The 14,774-nt window shown below is 63.6% G+C and carries 12 protein-coding genes; 7 read left to right on the top strand and 5 right to left on the bottom strand.

The window, feature by feature from the left end; all coding sequences use genetic code 11:
* Positions 1–46: 46 nt before the first annotated feature.
* The 5 genes from ACN0SW_RS07910 to ACN0SW_RS07890 all read right to left on the bottom strand — a co-directional run bounded on the left by ACN0SW_RS07910 (position 47) and on the right by ACN0SW_RS07890 (position 5,454).
* On the bottom strand, positions 47–1,264 hold the full coding sequence (locus tag ACN0SW_RS07910) for an MFS transporter (protein WP_417727365.1): 1,218 nt from the start codon (positions 1,262–1,264) through the stop codon (positions 47–49).
* 43 nt (positions 1,265–1,307) lie between these two features.
* Positions 1,308–2,573 (bottom strand): cobyrinate a,c-diamide synthase, encoded by a 1,266-nt coding sequence (locus tag ACN0SW_RS07905; RefSeq protein ID WP_417727364.1) that lies wholly within the window; start codon positions 2,571–2,573, stop codon positions 1,308–1,310.
* Positions 2,561–3,436, bottom strand: a complete 876-nt coding sequence (cobA, locus tag ACN0SW_RS07900; protein ID WP_417727363.1) for a uroporphyrinogen-III C-methyltransferase — start codon at positions 3,434–3,436, stop codon at positions 2,561–2,563. The genes ACN0SW_RS07905 and cobA overlap by 13 nt, the downstream gene beginning before the upstream one ends.
* Positions 3,437–3,549: 113 nt before the next feature.
* Entirely contained in the window at positions 3,550–4,683 is a 1,134-nt protein-coding gene (locus ACN0SW_RS07895; RefSeq protein WP_417727362.1) for an ABC transporter substrate-binding protein, read from the bottom strand.
* A gap of 123 nt (positions 4,684–4,806) precedes the next feature.
* Complete coding sequence (locus ACN0SW_RS07890) at positions 4,807–5,454, bottom strand: TetR/AcrR family transcriptional regulator (RefSeq protein WP_417727361.1); 648 nt, start codon at positions 5,452–5,454, stop codon at positions 4,807–4,809.
* A gap of 213 nt (positions 5,455–5,667) precedes the next feature.
* Here ACN0SW_RS07890 and ACN0SW_RS07885 point away from each other — a divergent pair, with 213 nt between their 5' ends.
* From ACN0SW_RS07885 to ACN0SW_RS07855, 7 genes are all read left to right on the top strand, one after another.
* Positions 5,668–7,191 carry a trimethylamine methyltransferase family protein gene (locus ACN0SW_RS07885; RefSeq protein ID WP_417727440.1) on the top strand — a complete coding sequence of 508 codons (1,524 nt, stop codon included), beginning with the start codon at positions 5,668–5,670 and terminating at the stop codon, positions 7,189–7,191.
* Between the two features lie 26 nt (positions 7,192–7,217).
* Entirely contained in the window at positions 7,218–9,263 is a 2,046-nt protein-coding gene (locus ACN0SW_RS07880; RefSeq protein WP_417727360.1) for an FAD-dependent oxidoreductase, read from the top strand.
* A gap of 1 nt (position 9,264) precedes the next feature.
* Positions 9,265–9,987 carry an NAD(P)-binding domain-containing protein gene (locus tag ACN0SW_RS07875; protein WP_417727359.1) on the top strand — a complete coding sequence of 241 codons (723 nt, stop codon included), beginning with the start codon at positions 9,265–9,267 and terminating at the stop codon, positions 9,985–9,987.
* Entirely contained in the window at positions 9,984–11,963 is a 1,980-nt protein-coding gene (locus ACN0SW_RS07870) for an FAD-dependent oxidoreductase (RefSeq protein ID WP_417727358.1), read from the top strand. Before ACN0SW_RS07875 ends, ACN0SW_RS07870 begins: the two co-directional genes overlap by 4 nt.
* Positions 11,964–12,076: 113 nt before the next feature.
* Positions 12,077–13,171 (top strand): MHYT domain-containing protein, encoded by a 1,095-nt coding sequence (locus ACN0SW_RS07865; RefSeq protein WP_417727439.1) that lies wholly within the window; start codon positions 12,077–12,079, stop codon positions 13,169–13,171.
* A 106-nt stretch (positions 13,172–13,277) separates the two neighbouring features.
* Positions 13,278–14,471 (top strand): phage portal protein, encoded by a 1,194-nt coding sequence (locus tag ACN0SW_RS07860; protein ID WP_417727438.1) that lies wholly within the window; start codon positions 13,278–13,280, stop codon positions 14,469–14,471.
* Positions 14,464–14,709, top strand: a complete 246-nt coding sequence (locus ACN0SW_RS07855; RefSeq protein ID WP_417727357.1) for a GTA head formation protein, RCAP_rcc01685 family — start codon at positions 14,464–14,466, stop codon at positions 14,707–14,709. Before ACN0SW_RS07860 ends, ACN0SW_RS07855 begins: the two co-directional genes overlap by 8 nt.
* The last annotated feature ends 65 nt before the right edge of the window (positions 14,710–14,774 follow it).

Here is a 14,774-nt window from a genome sequence, read left to right as displayed (position 1 = left end):
GTTTCATCGTTCTACAAATACTCAAATTCACCCGTGCCGTTCGCGCTCAGGCGTCCTTGGGGCGCAGTGCCAGCCAGATCAGCGCGCCGCCTGCCAGCATCAGGAACGGGGCCATGGCGAGGTTCACCGAGGTCCAGCCCGCCTGAGGCGTGCCGCCCGAACAGTTCATCAGCCCGCCCGAGGACAGGGAGGCAAAGGTCACGCCGCCGAACACGATCAGGTCGTTGAGACCCTGCATGCGCCCACGCTCATGCGGGGCATGGGCCCCTGCGAGCATGGTGGTGGCCCCGATAAAGCCAAAGTTCCAGCCGAGGCCCAAGAGGATCAGTGCGAGAAAGAAATTCTCGAGTTCGACGCCGTTGAGGGCGACGGCACCCGCGCCTGCGAGGATGACAAGGCCGGTGGCCATGATCTTTTCCACGCCAAGGCGGGCGATCAGGTGGCCGGTGAAGAACGACGGGATATACATCGCCAGAACATGTGCTGTCACCACATCCGCCGCATGCCCGGCCTCAAAGCCGCAGCCGACGACGGCCAAGGGCGTCGAGGTCATTACCAGATTCATCAGGGCATAGGACACGGTTGCGCAGATCACCGCCACCGCAATGCGCGGGGTTTTCAGGAGCTCCATCCGGCTGCGGCCCTGCGGTGCGTCCACGGCGGGTACGGGGGGTTTGGGGATGTCGAGCATCAGAAAGAGAAACGCGCCTGCGAGGTTGAGGGCGATGATCGCGAGATAGGTGCCCAAGAACGGGATCACCATGGCCTGCGATGTGGCCTTGACCAGTTGCGGCCCTATGACCGCGCTCAACAGGCCGCCCGCCATGACGTAGGAAATTGCCTTGGGTCGAAAGGTGTCGCTGGCGGTGTCGGCGGCGGCAAAGCGGTAGAACCCCTGAGCAGACATATAGGTGCCGGTGATCAGGCTGCCCAAGAGGAAAATCGGGAAAGAGGCCGTATAAAGCCCATAGGCGCCGACCGCCCCGCCAATTGCGCCAGCGCTTGCGCCAATCATAAAGCCCGTGCGGCGGCCATAACGCTGCATCATGTGGGAAATCGGCGTGGCCGAGAGCATCGAGCCCAGAACAATCAGCGATATCGGCAGGGTCGCAAAGCAGATATTGGAGGCGAGTGACTGCCCCGCGAGCCCGCCCACGACAAAGATCATCGGCATCTGTGCCCCAAGGATCGCTTGGGCTGCGACCAGAACGGCTACGTTACGCTTGGCGCGGCTATCGTCGGGAAAGAGGGCAATATCGGTCATGCGCGAAGTGCTAGACCTGTCGCGCTGGCGCTGCAAGGGCAATTCAGGTGCGGTCGATCAGGTGGGCGAAGGAGCCGCAGGTCCGCGCGATGCGTAGGCCCATCGGGGGCAAGGTTGTGCCTTCGGCGTCACGGGCGGCAAAGAGCGGCGGGCCGTCAGCACGCAGGGTGGTGGCGTAGTGAAACTCATGGGCGGTCCATGTGCCGGGGAATGGCCCGGCCTGCGCCTCAAGCTGGCGATAGCCGAGATGCAGCCGGCGGGTGGCAAAGCTGGTTTCCAGCGGCAGTAGGCCGGCCATGGCGTGCCGGGTGCCGGTGGCGTCGGTCAGGCCCTCGCCAAGCACCATGTAGCCGCCGCATTCTCCATATATTTCAGTTGTTTGCGCGGTGATCCTTAGGCTTTGCATGAAGACTTGGTTGGCGGCGATCTGGCCCGCGTGCAATTCCGGGTAGCCACCGGGGAGAAAGATGAAATCCGCGTGCGGCACCGGATCGTTGGCCAAAGGGGAAAACGGCCGGATTTCCGCTCCCGCCGCGCGCCAGTCGGCCAGCATATGCGGATAGGCAAACCCGAAGGCGTGATCCTGAGCGAGGGCGATGACCTGTGCTGGGGGCGTCAGGCGCGGAGCGGCTGTGGCCTTGGGCAAGGGGGCCGCGAGCGACAGCAGGGTGGCACGGTCAAGGGTTGCGGCCAGTGCGTCGGCGGCGGTGTCGAGAAAATGATCGAGATCGGGGCGTTCGCTGGCCTGCACCAGCCCCAGATGGCGTGAGGGTTGCGCCAGCGCCGGATCGCGGCGGAGTGCGGCCAGCACCGGCAGACCGAGAGGGGCAAGCGCGCGGCGCAGCATCGCCTCGTGCCGGTCGGAGCCTACGTTGTTGAGCATCACGCCTGCGACGCGCACCATTGGGTCAAACCCTGCGAATCCGGCCACAAGCGGCGCGATCGAGCCTGCCATACGGCCTACGTCCACCACCAGAACGACGGGCAGGCCCAGATGCCGCGCCAGATCGGCCACAGCGCCACGCCCGTCCGGCGGCGCACCGTCGAAGAGGCCCATTGCCCCCTCGATGATCAGCAGGCCCGTACCGGCCGCAAGGTTGCGCAGGCGGTCGGGGGACATGGCGAAGGCGTCGAGATTGGGGCAGGGTTCGCCGCAGGCGGCCTCGTGAAAGCGGGGATCGATGTAATCTGGACCGGATTTCGCGCCGCGCACGGGCAGACCGTCACGGGAGAGAAGGCGCAGGAGGGCGAGGGTGAGCGTGGTCTTGCCTGCACCCGAGGAGGGCGCGGCGAGGATCAGCCCCCGCATGCGGTCTCGGCGGGCAAGCCACGACCGAGCGGGTCAAGATCGCGGGGGGCGGCCCCAGCCAGCATGCCCTGCCAGTCGAGCACCTGACGCATCAGCACCGAACGCCCGATGCAGAGGATCGCAGGCGGCTCAAAGCCGCTTGCCTCGATATCCGCGGCGAGATGTCCGAGAGTGGTTTCCAGCACGCGCTGATCGGGGGTGGTGGCGGAGGCGACCACGGCGCAGGGTTCATCCGCGGGGCGCCCTGCGTCGAGGAGCGCCTCGCTGATCTGGTTTGCGTGTTTCATGCCCATGTAGATCACGAGCACCTGACTGCCCTGCGCAATTGCCGGCCAGTTGAGTGACGAGGGCGTGAGGCCGGATTGGTCATGCCCCGTCACGAATGTCACGGATTGGTTGACGTCGCGGTGGGTGACCGGGATGCCCGCATAGGCAAGCCCGCCGATACCGGCGCTGATGCCCGGAATGATGCGGATCGGCACGCCGTGCTGCACCAGAGTTTGCGCCTCTTCGCCGCCGCGGCCAAAGACAAACGGATCGCCGCCCTTGAGGCGCAGCACGCGCTTGCCCTCGCGGGCGAAGTCCACCAGTTGCAGGGAAATGTCACGCTGTTTGGCCGAGGGTTTGCCGCCGCGTTTGCCCGCGTAAATCTGTTGTGCCTGTGGGGCCCAGTCAAGGATCGTCTCTTGCACCAGCGCGTCATAGATCACCACATCGGCCTGTTGCAGGGCATTGAGCGCGTGCAGCGTAAGCAGGCCGGGATCGCCCGGTCCGGCACCACAGAGCCAGACCCAGCCGGGTTCAAGCCGGGGCCAGTCGGTGCCGGGCAGGGAAGGGAGTGAGGGGCTGTGCGAGTCGGTCATGTCTTTCTATGCCGCGAGTTTTATCCGGTGGGAAGGTGGCAAACGACCATTGGCGTGGGTCAGAGCGACATGAGGCGGGTGGGGGGGCCGTGTGGACGGCCCGGCGGTTGGTTTTACATCTTGCACTCTGCCGCATAGGCATCGGCGTGATCTTCCAGCGCCACACCGATGATCTTGTTGGTGTAGATATCGCCTTCCTTGATCACCTCGCGGACATAGATGTCCTGAATCGGGTGATGGTTGTTGCCAAAGGCAAAGTCGCCGCGCGTGCTGGCGAAATCGGCGGCCTTGAGGGCTGCGCGGAAAGCATCGGCGTCGGAGGGCTGTGCCTGATCCAGTGCCGAGATCAGCAGGTTGGCGGTGTCAAACCCTTGGCTTGCGTAGAGCGAGGGCAGGCGGCCATATTTTTCCTGAAAGCTGGCGACAAAGGCGACATTGGTTGCGTTGTCGATATCTTTGGACCATTGCGAGGTGTTGACCACGCCAAGGGCTGCGTCGCCCACGGCCTGCAAGATGCCCTGATCAAAGCTGAAGGCGGGGCCGACCACGGGCAGGCCAACGCCGCTGTCGGCATATTGCTTGAGGAAGGAAATCCCCATGCCGCCCGGCAGGAAGAAAAACACGCTATCGGCACCGCTGGCGCGAATCTGGGCGATCTCGGCGGCGTAATCGGTCTGGCCCAGTTGGGTGTAGATCTCGCCTGCCAGCGCGCCCTGATACATCCGCTTGTAGCCGGTCAGGGCGTCCTGACCTGCCGGGTAGTTCGGGGCGAGAATGAAGCTGTTTTTATAGCCCGCGTCATTGGCATAGGCACCTGCCGCCTCATGCAGGTTATCGTTCTGCCATGCGACGTTGAAATAGTTGGGATGACAGCCCTTGCCCGCGAGCGCCGAGGGTCCGGCATTGGGCGAGAGGTAGAATTTGCCCTGCGCCACCGCACCGGGCACCACGGCCATGGCGAGGTTGGACCAGATGATGCCGGTCATCACATCGACCTTGTCGGACTGGATCATCTTGTCCGAGAGTTGCACGGCGATGTCGGGTTTACGCTGATCATCCTCGATAATCACCTCTATGTCGCTGCGCCCGGATTGTTCCAGTGCCAGCATGAAGCCGTCGCGCACGTCGATGCCAAGGCCCGCCCCACCGCCCGAAAGCGTGGTGATCATGCCCACCTTGATGTCGGCCTGTGCCGTGACAGCCGCGAGGCTCAGCGCGCCTGCGATGGCCAGTGTTTTGAATGTCATCTCTGATCTCTCCCTGATGTCGGGCGGTTGATCCGGCCCGGATTGTCGTCTGTCCCCCAGAGGACGGTGCCCAATCCATTCCACAGCTTTGGCAAAAGGTCCAGTCGCGGGCCGCGCTGCCGTTCAAGTGTCGGTATGGCGGGCCATGAAGCGGGCGGTTTCCGTGGGGGCCGGGGGATGGCCCGAGAAATTTTCGACATAGGCGGGCATGCGGGCGATGCGGATATCGCGGGGTTCTGCCACCATCATCGAGATATAGCCGATCTGGGTGTAATAGACGGTATGGGCGCGGGTGTCGGCGTGATCGCTGGCGTAGCCGAATCGCTCAAACATGGCGCGGATAGCGGTGATGCGGGTTTCATCTGTGCGTTGCAGCTTGGCCTTGATCGCCGGGTCGCCAAGCGCCCAGTTGCGGATCGCGAAATCAAGGCGGGAATCGAACAGCTCGCGGGTGAGCCAGCAGTCGAAGAGGTTGTAGAGCGCCTCGTTGATCGATTCCGCATAGGCCTCGGTGCGGGCGACAAGATTGCCGGTGTTTTGTGTCTCCCATCGGTCGAGAAGGGCGGCGAGCAGCGCCTCGCGGTCCTTGAAATGCCAATAGAAACTGGTGCGCGACAGGCCAAGCATCTGTGCCAGCGGCATCACCTTGACCGCCTCTACTCCGGCGGTGACGAGCACCTCATAGGCGGCATTGAGCCATAGATCCTCAGAGCCGCGGGCGGCGGGATCGGGGGCGGGTTTGATACGGCGGGCGGTTTGGGGGCTGTTCATGGCGCGAGACTAGCTGGTTTTGGCGGTGGTGGCAAATCTCTTGACAGGTTTGTGGATTTTCTCGACAGTAGTGTCGATAGTGTTTCAACCAGCCACCGCCGGATTCTATTCGGCCACCTCAGGACCAAGCCGATGCCGCACGCTACGCCCTCTGAAATTCCCGTCGATATACCTGTTCCGACCGCGCGCCGTGCCCGTGCAGGGCGGGCCGCCATGCAGGTGCGCCGGGGCACCGGCGCGGGTGCCGGAGTGAATCCGCTGCATGTGCCCTATATCACGCGCGGTATTCCCACCCATGACATCGCATCCGAAGAGTCGCTGGACGCGATCATCGCAACGGCGGACCGGATATTGGCCGAGATCGGCATTGAGTTTCGCGAAGACCCAGAGACCGTGCGCCTCTTTCAGCAGGCGGGGGGCAAGGCCCGGGATGTCGGACCGGAGGCGTGGAACGTCACGTTCGAGCCGGGGCTGATTCGGGGGCTGTTGGCGACCGCGCCCGCCGAGTTCACGCAGCATGCGCGCAACCCGGCCAAATCGGTGCGGATCGGGGGCCGCTCGATGGTGTTTGCGCCCGCCTATGGTTCGCCCTTCGTGATGGATATGGACAAGGGGCGGCGCTATGGCACGATTGAGGATTTCCAGAACCTGATCAAGCTGGCGCAATCCTCGCCCTGGCTGCATCATTCAGGGGGCACGATCTGTGAGCCGACGGATGTGCCGGTGAACAAGCGGCATCTGGATATGGTGTACGCACATATGCGCTATTCGGATCGGGCGTTCTTGGGTTCGATCACCGCGCCGGAGCGGGCGGAGGATAGCATCGAGATGTGCCGCATTCTGTTTGGGGCGGACTATGTAGACAGCCATTGCGTGATTATGGGCAATTTCAACTCGACCTCGCCCTTGGTCTGGGACGGGGTCAGCACGCGCGGCATTCGCGCCTATGCCGCCGCCGGACAGGGGTCTATTCACCTGCCATTCCTCTTGGGCGGGGCGGTGTCGCCGCTGACCATGCCGGGAGCGATTGCGCAATGTCTGGCCGAGAGCATGGTGGGCTGTGCGCTGACGCAATTGGTGCGGCCCGGTGCGCCTGCGATTCTGGGCAGTTTCTTGTCGTCAATGTCGTTGCGCACCGGATCGCCGACCTTTGGCACGCCCGAGCCTGCGCTGGGATCGCTGGTGATGGGGCAGATCGCGCGGCGGCTCAACATGCCGTTGCGCTGTGCGGGCAATTTCAGCACTTCCAAGTTGCCGGATGCGCAAGCGATGACGCAGGCCATGATGTCGATGATGTCGGCGGTCAATGGCGGGGCGAATTTTATCCTGCATTCGGCGGGGTTCCTAGATGGGTTGTTGTCGATGTCCTATGAAAAGCTGATGCTCGACATGGATATGTGCGGGGCGCTGCATGTCTTGCTCAAGGGGCTGGAGGTGAATGAGGACACGCTGGCCTTTGAAGCCTTGGCCGAGAAGGGGCCGGGTGAGCATATGTTTGGCTGCGCCCATACGCTGCGCCATTACGAGACCGCCTATTGGGATAGTGGGCTGGACGACAACGACACCTTTGAGACATGGTCAGAGGCGGGGGGTATCGACGCGATGACGCGCGCCAATCGCGCCTGGAAGGCGGTATTGGAGACCTATGAGGCGCCGCAGATGGATGCCGCAATTGACGGCGCGCTCTGCGAGTTCATCGCGCGGCGCAAGTCCGAGATGGTCGACGCTTGGTATTGAAACGAAATTGACGAAAGGTATCGCCCATGTCGCGTGATCCGTTGCTCCAGCCCTATCAACTGAAACATCTGACCCTGAAAAACCGGATCATGACCACGAGCCATGAGCCGGCCTATCCCGAAGATGGCATGCCCAAGGCGCGCTATACCGCCTATCACGCCGAGCGCGCCCGCGCGGGTGTGGCGCTGGCGATGACCGCAGGGTCGGCGGCGGTGTCCAAGGACAGCCCGCCCGTGTTCAACAACGTTCTGGCCTACAAGGACGAGGTGGTGCCCTATATCCGGCAACTGACCGATGCGTGTCACGAGCATGGCTGTGCGGTGATGATTCAGCTCACGCATCTGGGGCGGCGGACCGGCTGGGCCAAGGGCGACTGGTTGCCGTCCGTATCCTCGTCCAAGCACCGCGAGCCAGCGCACCGGGCGTTTCCCAAGCTGGCCGAGGATTGGGATATTGCGCGCATCATCACCGATTTTGCCGACGCCACCGAGCGGATGAAAGAGGGGGGCATGGATGGGATCGAGTTGCAGGTCTACGGCCACCTGCTCGATCAGTTCTGGTCGCCGCTGACCAATGATCTGGACGGACCTTATGGCGGGCAGAGTCTAGAGAGCCGGATGAAGCTGCTGTTGGATGTGCTGGCGGCCATTCGCAAACGGGTGGGGTCGGAGTTCATCGTCGGTCTGCGCTATACGGCGGATGAGGCCGAGGCGGGCGGCATTACGCCCGAGGAAGGGATCGAGATTTCCAAGCGGCTGGCGGCGACCGGCATGGTCGATTTCCTCAATGTGATCCGCGGGCGTATTCACACCGATCCGGCGATGACCGATGTGATCCCGGTGCAGGGGATGAAAAACGCGCCGCATCTGGATTTCGCGGGGGCGGTCAAGGCGGCCACGGGGATGCCCACGTTTCATGCCGCGAAGATCCCCGATGTGGCGACCGCGCGGCATGCGATACAGGCGGGCCTGCTGGATATGGTCGGCATGACGCGGGCGCATATGGCGGACCCGCATATCGTGCGCAAGATCATCGAAGGACGCGAGGATGATATTCGGCCCTGTGTGGGGGCCACGTTCTGTCTGGACCGGATCTATGCCGCCGGTGAGGCGCTGTGTATCCACAATGCCGCAACGGGCCGTGAACTGACCATGCCGCATGACATTGCCCCGGCGGACGTGTCTAAAAAGGTAGTGATCGTCGGCGCGGGACCGGCGGGGCTGGAGGCCGCGCGCGTGGCCGCAGAGCGCGGCCATGATGTGACGGTGTTCGAGGCGCAGCCCGATCCGGGCGGGCAAATCCGTCTGACCGCGCTCAATCCGCGGCGGCGCGAGATGATCAGCATCATCGACTGGCGCATGGCGCAATGCGCGGCGCGCGATGTGGTGTTTCATTTCAACACCTTCGCCGAGGCGGAGGATGTGACCGCGCTCAACCCCGATGTGGTGATCGTGGCCACAGGGGGGCTGCCCAATCGCGAGCTGTTCGAGAGCGGCAAGGAGCAGGAAGTGGCTGTCACCGCGTGGGATATCATCTCGGGTGATGTGAAGCCGGGTCAGAATGTCTTGATCTATGATGAAAGCGGCGATCATCCGGGGTTGATGGCGGCGGAGGTCGCGGCCAACGCGGGAGCAAGCGTTGAGGTGATGACGCCGGACCGGGTGTTTGCCCCTGATATCATGGCGATGAATCTGGTGCCCTATATGCGCAGCCTTCAGGACAAGGACGTGACCTTTACGGTAACCCGGCGGCTCTTGGATGTGACGCGGGATGGCAATCGGCTGAAGGCCAAGATCGGGACGGATTACAGCAAGTTCACCTCTGAGAAGACCTATGATCAGGTGGTGGTGAACTATGGCACGCTGCCGCTGGACGATCTCTACTTCGAGCTGAAACCGCTGTCGCGCAATCTGGGCGAGGTGGATCACGACGCGTTGATTGCCGGTCGTCCGCAAGAGGTGGTCCGCAATCCGGAAGGGACATTCAAGCTTTTTCGTATTGGCGATGCGGTGTCCGCGCGCAATACCCATGCGGCGATTTACGATGCGCTGCGGTTGATGAAGGATATCTGAGGTGCGGCTGGGGTTTTTGGGCACCGGCAGCATCGCAGAGGCGGTGGTGCGGGGGCTGGCGCCTGCCGGACATGCGATCACGGTGTCCGAGCGCAATGCGGCGCGTGCGGCGCGGCTGGCTGGTGAGTTTCTGAACGTCGGGATTGCGGGCAATCAGGGCGTGGTAGAGGCGAGCGAGGTCGTGTTTCTGGGGCTGATGGCGGAGGACGCGCCGGACATTCTGGGCGGGCTGCGGTTTCGGGCGGATCAGCGGGTTGTGTCCTTTATGGCGGGGATGCCGCTGGACGAGGTCGCGGCACTGGTGGCCCCGGCGCGCGCAGAGGCGATCATGCTGCCTTATCCGGGGATCGCGCAAGGGGGCTCTCCTATTCTGGCGCTGGGCGAGGTTGCGGTGATCGAGGCGCTGTTTGCACCTGCCAACACGGTTTACGCGCTGCGCGATGCCGCGGAGTTGGACGCGTATCTCTGCGCGCAGGCGGTGTTATCGCCGGCGGTGCAGATGGTGGGCGTCGCGGCGGAGTGGTTGGGCGGGGATGGCGCGCAGGGCGAGGCGTTTCTGCGGCATCTGGTGGGTAGCAGCCTGATGAGCGGGGCCTGTGCGCCGATGCTGGAGGCGCTCAACACCGAGGGCGGTTATAATCAGCGGCTCAGGCAGCACATGGAGGCGGCGGGGATGCGTGAGGCATTGCGCGAAGGCTTGGACCGTCTGGGAGGCAAGGCATGAGCGGGTTTTCGCATGTGTTTCGCCCGGCGGTGCTGGCGGGGCATACCCTGCGCAACCGGGTGGTGTTTGGCGCGCATACCACGAATATGGCCGAAGACGGCCTGCCGGGCGCGCGGCACATCGCCTATTACGAGGAACGCGCGATAGGCGGGGCCGCGATGATCGTGGTCGAACCGATGCCGGTGCATCGCACCGCCGTTCTCACGCGCGGCAATTTCCGGCATTCCTCGGATGAGGTGATCCCGGCCTTTGCCAAGCTTACGCAGGCTGTCAAGCGGCAAGGCGCGGTGGTGGTGCAACAGCTCTATCATGTCGGCGCGCATGGGGATCAGGACAATAGCTGGCATGCGGCATGGTCGCCCTCGGGGGGGCCAAGCTGGCATGACAGTGACGGCAGCCACGAGATGAGCGGCGATGAAATCGAAGAGGTGATCGAGAGCTTTGTTGCCGCCGCAGTGCGCTGTCAAAAGGCGGGGTTCGACGGGGTCGAGGTCTGGGCCGCCTATCATTGCCTGCTGGATCAGTTCTGGACGCCGATGTCGAATACGCGGGAGGATGAGTGGGGCGGGAGCCTTGAGAACCGCACGCGGTTTTCGCGCGAGATTCTGCGCAGGGTGCGCGCGGCCTGTGGGCCGGGGTTCATTATCGGGCTGTCTGTCAGTGACGGATCGACCGTTGAGGCGACATTGGACCATGACGCCATGGCTGAGATCGTGGCGCTGCATGATGCTGAACAGCTTATGGATTATGTGACCTGTGGGTCGGGCAGCTATCTGGATTATCATCCGCTGATGCCGACGTTTCTCTACCCTGAGAAACTCGGGGTCGATCTGGCCACGCGGCTCAAGGGGGTGGTCCGGCATGCGCTGGTGACAGCCGAAAGCCATATTCGCACGCCTGAGAATGCCAATACGGTTTTGGGGGCGGATGAGGCCGATATGGTCTCGATCGTGCGGGGGCAGATCGCCGATCCGCATCTGGTGGCCAAGGCCGAGGCAGGCAGGCCCGAGGACGTGCGCGGCTGCATTTCGTGCAATCAGCAATGCTGGGGGCGGCGGAGCCGGGATTACTGGATTTCCTGTCTGATCAACCCGTCGGTGGGCTGGGAGTATCAATGGGGCGGGGATCGGTTCAGCCCGGCGGCACAGGTGCGCGATGTGTTGGTTGTGGGCGCGGGGCCTGCGGGGCTGGAGGCGGCGCGGGTTGCGGCCGAGCGCGGGCACCGGGTGCGCCTGCATGAGGCGGGACCGGAGATTGGCGGGCAATTCCGGCTGGCGGGGTTGCAGCCAAGACGGGCGCAGATACTGGACCTCTTGGCATGGTATGAGCGGCAGTTGGACCGTTTGGGCGTTAACGTGCAGTTCAACAGCTATTTGGACGCGGACGAGATTGCCGCGATGGCCGCGGATCATGTGATCCTTGCCACCGGGTCTTTGCCTGCAGGCACGGGGTTTCAGAAGGCGGTCCCGCATCTGGAGCAGTTGCCGGGGCTGGATGGCAATGTCTGGCCGGTCGAGGATGTGATGGGGCGCGCGGCGCGGTTGGGGCGTCGGGTGATCGTGCTCGATGAGGGCGGCAATTGGCGCGGCGGCGGCACCGCGTGGCATCTGGCCGAGGCGGGGCATCAGGTGGTGATCGTCACACCGCAGGCCGTGGTGGGGCGCGAGCTGGAGCGATCCGCCGCCGATGTGCCGCTGCGGCGGCGGCTGGCGGCGCTGGGCGTGCGTTTCGTGACCGAGAGTGCCATCACCGGCTGGCAGACTGGCGGTGCCGAGGTGGTAGATCTCTTGACCGGCGTGCGCACGCTTGTGGCGGCGGACAGTCTGGTGCTGGCGACGACCAACCGGGCGGATGTGAGTTTGCGCGAAGAGTTGGCCGAACGGGGGATTTCGGTGCGGCTGATTGGCGATGCGCATGCGCCGCGACTGGCGGCACAGGCGTTTCACGACGGGCGCAAGGAGGCGCTGGCGCTCTGAGGTCAAGTGTCTTGTAAGGCGGACATTGGCAACATACGATCCACGCGTGGAGGAGAGAGGGCGTGGCCGGGGAGGCCATAGCCCTTGCGGCTTGGACAAGCCATTGGATCGGCATGGAATTTCTGGAGTATACGCATAATCTCTGGCTGGTGGCGGCGTCGCTGAGTGTCTCGCTCGTTGCGGCCTTTACCGGATTTTCGCTGACCCGTGGCATTGCCGCGCAACCCGTCGCCTTGCGTAAACTCTCTGTGACCTTGGCGGCGATTGCGTTGGGCGGCGGCATCTGGTCGATGCATTTTGTGGCGATGCTGGGGCTGCAACTGCCGATTCCGATCTATTACGATGCGATGATCACGCTGGGATCGGCGTTGATTGCGATTCTGATGGTGGGGGCGGCGCTGCTTTTGCTGCATTTCTACCCGCGTACCCACGCGAGTCTGACGGTGGCGGGGGGAATTATCGGGCTGGGCATCGTGGCGATGCATTATCTGGGCATGTCAGGACTCCAGCTTTGCCGGGCGATTTATACGCTGCCGGGGGTGGTGTTTGCGGTGCTGGCGGCCTGCGGGCTGAGTGTGGCGGCGATCTGGGTGGCGTATGGTCAGCGGCGACCGCGCAATATCCTTCTGGGCACGCTGGCGTTTGGCTTGGCCGTGTTTCTGGTGCATTTCGCCGCCATTTTTGGCACGCGGTTCGTGGCGGTGCCGACCGTGCAGGAAATCGGGCCGCTGATGGGCAATGAGGTGCTGGCGTTGGGGGTGCTGATCAGTTCCTTCGTGCTCTGTGGGGCGTTTCTGTTGACGGGGGTCACGTTTCTGGCGCAGGGGGCCAAGGCGGAGGCTGTGGCGGCCAAGCCGTCTGAGCCGGTACCGGTGCTGCAGCGCATTCCTTATGAGCAGAACGGGCGGACGCATTTCATTGATGCGCACGACGTGGCGTTTCTGCGGGCCGAGGGGCATTACACGTTGCTCTATACCGGGGCCAACAAGCATTTCTGCACTTGGTCGATTACAGAGGCCGAGCGGCGTTTGAACCCCGGCCCGTTTCTGAAAGTGCATCGCAGCTATTTGGTGAACCCTTCGCATGTGGCGCATTTTGAACGGCGCAAGGATAATGGGCTGTGTCATTTCCGCCTTGGTGGGCAGGATGTGACAACGCCTGTCAGCCGCTCACGTCTGGCCGAGTTGCGTGAGGCGTTGGGGGTCTGAGTGCCCGCCCGCGCGGTCTGATTTACTTTCCTTAAACCTTTGAGGGTCTGATGCCTCTCAAGCGGGCAAGAGGCCCGGCATGAGCGGGATCAAGGAGAGCAGCGCGATGATACTGGATTTCTTCCGGCAGGGTGGCACGGAGCGGCATTCGGGTCCTGAGCAAAAGGCGAGTGCCGCAGGGCGGGTGATGGCGTGGCATGGTGCGGGGCGGGTGGCATGGAGCCCGCGCGACACCGTGAGCCTGACGCGTACTGGGTTTGCCGGTAATCCGGTAGGGTATCGCTGTGTCAAGATGATCTCTGAGGCCGCTGCTGCGCTGCCGCTGGTGTTACAGGATTGTGAGCAGCGTTTTGCCGTGCATCCGGTGCTGAGTCTGATCAAATGCCCCAATCCCGCACAGGGGCGGGCGGAGCTGTTTGAAGCCCTCTATGGCCAGCTTTTGCTGACGGGCAATGCCTATATCGAGGCGGTGGGGGTGGGCGCGGGCGTGCCGGTGGAATTGCATGTGTTGCGGTCGGACCGGATGAACGTGGTGCCGGGCGCGGATGGCTGGCCTATTGCCTATGACTATGCGGTGGCAGGGCGCACCCATCGGTTTGACGTGCGCGAGGGGGTGCCCTGTGTCTGCCACATCAAAAGTTTCCATCCGCAGGATGATCATTACGGGCTGAGCCCGCTGCAGGCGGCAGCGCAGGCGGTGGATGTGCATAATTCGGCGTCGCGCTGGTCGAAGGCGCTCTTGGATAATGCTGCGCGGCCCTCTGGCGCGATTGTTTATAAAGGGGCCGATGGTCAGGGGGCGATGCCGGGCGATCAATATGACCGGCTGGTCAGTGAGATGGAGGCGCATCATCAGGGCGCGCGCAATGCCGGGCGGCCGATGTTGCTGGAAGGGGGCCTTGATTGGAAGCCGATGGGCTTTAGCCCGTCGGACATGGAGTTTCAGAAGACCAAGGAAAGTGCCGCGCGCGAGATTGCGTTGGCCTTTGGGGTGCCGCCGATGCTGCTGGGCATCCCCGGTGATGCGACATTTGCCAATTATCAGGAGGCGAACCGCGCGTTCTACCGTCTGACTGTGCTGCCGTTGGTGGCACGGGTGGCGGCAACAGTGTCAGCGTGGCTGGCGCGGATGAGCGGCGATATGCTGGATCTGGTGCCCGATCTGGATCAGGTGTCAGCGCTGGCCGCTGAGCGCGATGCGCAATGGGCGCGGGTGACACAGGCCGATTTCCTGAGCGATGCGGAAAAGCGCAGTCTTTTGGGGCTTCCGACCGTTGCGGCGGAAGAGAGTAATGGCTGAGCGGGGCGCACCGCCGCCGCGCTATGGGTTCGAGGCGTTTGATTGCGCGCCGGGGCTGCGGCTGGAAGCGCATGAGCGGGTGGCGGAGCTACAGACGCGCGCGATGACCGAGCGGTTGGAGCGGATGGACGCGGCGCTGGAGCGGCTGGAGCGGCGGCTGTGGCTGGCGGTTTACGGCGTGGTGGCGGCGATCCTCGCGCAGGCGTTTCAGCCGCTTTTGGCGGTATTGCCGGGGTGATTGCCAGTGGTGGGTTGGCACCCACCCTATGGTGCCAACGCGCGGAGTGTCAGGAAAGGATGAGG

The sequence above is a fragment of the Roseovarius sp. genome, from assembly GCF_048262375.1.
Classification (GTDB): domain Bacteria; phylum Pseudomonadota; class Alphaproteobacteria; order Rhodobacterales; family Rhodobacteraceae; genus Roseovarius.
The sequence above is the reverse complement of the archived record's forward strand: the minus strand, read 5'-3'. Positions and strand labels throughout refer to the sequence as shown.

What these genes read in the sequence shown, in the direction of transcription:
- cobA (WP_417727363.1), bottom strand. Translation starts at nt 3,436, where the DNA reads ATGACCGACTCGCACAGCCCCTCACTCCCTTCCCTGCCCGGCACCGAC.
- ACN0SW_RS07865 (WP_417727439.1), top strand. Translation starts at nt 12,077, where the DNA reads ATGGAATTTCTGGAGTATACGCATAATCTCTGGCTGGTGGCGGCGTCG.
- ACN0SW_RS07870 (WP_417727358.1), top strand. Translation starts at nt 9,984, where the DNA reads ATGAGCGGGTTTTCGCATGTGTTTCGCCCGGCGGTGCTGGCGGGGCAT.
- ACN0SW_RS07855 (WP_417727357.1), top strand. Translation starts at nt 14,464, where the DNA reads ATGGCTGAGCGGGGCGCACCGCCGCCGCGCTATGGGTTCGAGGCGTTT.
- ACN0SW_RS07885 (WP_417727440.1), top strand. Translation starts at nt 5,668, where the DNA reads ATGCAGGTGCGCCGGGGCACCGGCGCGGGTGCCGGAGTGAATCCGCTG.
- ACN0SW_RS07895 (WP_417727362.1), bottom strand. Translation starts at nt 4,683, where the DNA reads ATGACATTCAAAACACTGGCCATCGCAGGCGCGCTGAGCCTCGCGGCT.
- ACN0SW_RS07860 (WP_417727438.1), top strand. Translation starts at nt 13,278, where the DNA reads ATGATACTGGATTTCTTCCGGCAGGGTGGCACGGAGCGGCATTCGGGT.
- ACN0SW_RS07880 (WP_417727360.1), top strand. Translation starts at nt 7,218, where the DNA reads ATGTCGCGTGATCCGTTGCTCCAGCCCTATCAACTGAAACATCTGACC.
- ACN0SW_RS07910 (WP_417727365.1), bottom strand. Translation starts at nt 1,264, where the DNA reads ATGACCGATATTGCCCTCTTTCCCGACGATAGCCGCGCCAAGCGTAAC.
- ACN0SW_RS07905 (WP_417727364.1), bottom strand. Translation starts at nt 2,573, where the DNA reads ATGCGGGGGCTGATCCTCGCCGCGCCCTCCTCGGGTGCAGGCAAGACC.
- ACN0SW_RS07890 (WP_417727361.1), bottom strand. Translation starts at nt 5,454, where the DNA reads ATGAACAGCCCCCAAACCGCCCGCCGTATCAAACCCGCCCCCGATCCC.